Below are 1,557 nucleotides of genomic sequence, written 5' to 3' on the forward strand. Positions count from 1 at the left end.
GCTCGCGACATCCGCGAGACGTTCCGCCGCATGGCGATGAACGACGAGGAGACCGTCGCCCTCATCGCCGGTGGCCACACCTTCGGCAAGACCCACGGTGCCGGCCCCGCGGACAACGTCGGCGCCGACCCCGAGGCCGCCCCGATGGAGCAGCTGGGCCTCGGCTGGAAGAGCACGTACGGCACGGGCGTGGGCAAGGACGCCATCACCAGCGGCCTCGAGGTCACCTGGACCACCACTCCGACCCAGTGGAGCAACGGGTTCTTCAAGAACCTCTTCGAGTACGAGTACGAGCTGACCCAGAGCCCGGCGGGCGCCAACCAGTGGGTGGCGAAGGACGCACCGGAGATCGTCCCGAACGCGTTCGACCCGTCGAAGAAGCAGCGCCCGACGATGCTCACCACCGACCTCTCCCTGAAGTTCGACCCGATCTACGAGCCGATCTCCCGCCGGTTCTACGAGAACCCGGAGGAGTTCGCGGACGCCTTCGCCCGCGCCTGGTACAAGCTGACCCACCGCGACATGGGCCCCAAGTCGCTGTACCTCGGCCCGGAGGTCCCCGAGGAGACGCTGCTGTGGCAGGACCCGCTGCCGCAGCGCGAGGGTGAGCTGATCGACGGCGCGGACATCGCCTCCCTCAAGGCCAAGCTGCTCGCCTCGGGCCTGACCGTGTCCCAGCTGGTCTCGACCGCGTGGGCGTCCGCGTCCACCTTCCGCGGCAGCGACAAGCGCGGCGGTGCCAACGGCGCCCGCATCCGCCTGCAGCCGCAGCGCGGCTGGGAGGTCAACGGCCCCGACGAGCTGGCCCAGGTGCTGCGCGTCCTGGAGGGCGTCCAGCAGGAGTTCAACGCCTCCTCCGGCGCCAAGAAGGTCTCCCTGGCCGACCTCGTCGTCCTCGGCGGTGTCGCGGCGGTGGAGAAGGCCGCCAAGGACGGCGGTCACGAGGTGGAGGTGCCCTTCACCCCGGGCCGCGTCGACGCGGCCGAGGAGCACACCGACGCCGAGTCCTTCGCGGCGCTGGAGCCGGTCGCGGACGGCTTCCGCAACTACGTGGGCAAGGGCAACCGCCTGCCGTCCGAGTACCTGCTGCTCGACAAGGCGAACCTGCTCACCCTGAGCGCGCCCGAGACGACCGTCCTCGTCGGCGGCCTGCGCGTCCTGGGCGCCAACCACCAGGGTTCGCAGCACGGTGTCCTCACCGACAGGCCCGGCACCCTCACGAACGACTTCTTCGCCAACCTGCTCGACCTGGGCACGACGTGGAAGTCGACGTCCGAGGACCAGACCACCTTCGAGGGCCGGGACGCCGCCACCGGCCGGGTGAAGTGGACCGGCACCCGTGCCGACCTGGTCTTCGGCTCGAACTCCGAGCTGCGCGCCCTCGCCGAGGTCTACGCCTCCGACGACGCGAAGGAGAAGTTCGTGAAGGACTTCGTCGCCGCGTTCGCCAAGGTCATGGACCTCGACCGGTTCGACCTCGTCTGATCCACCCCTGAAGGCGTCCGGGTCGGCCCCCACGGGGCGCCCCGGGGGGGATCGCCGTGGCCGGACGGGTTG

At 70.5% G+C, this 1,557-nt stretch carries 1 protein-coding gene; it reads left to right on the forward strand.

Going from position 1 to position 1,557, the window contains the following annotated elements; all coding sequences use genetic code 11:
• Positions 1 to 1,485, forward strand: a 1,485-nt coding sequence (gene katG, locus AB0H32_RS48320; RefSeq protein ID WP_361136114.1) for a catalase/peroxidase HPI, incomplete at its 5' end; no start/stop codon positions are given.
• Positions 1,486 to 1,557 lie beyond the last annotated feature (72 nt).

The sequence above is a fragment of the Streptomyces sp. NPDC020362 genome (assembly GCF_040642095.1).
In the GTDB taxonomy this organism is placed as follows: domain Bacteria; phylum Actinomycetota; class Actinomycetes; order Streptomycetales; family Streptomycetaceae; genus Streptomyces.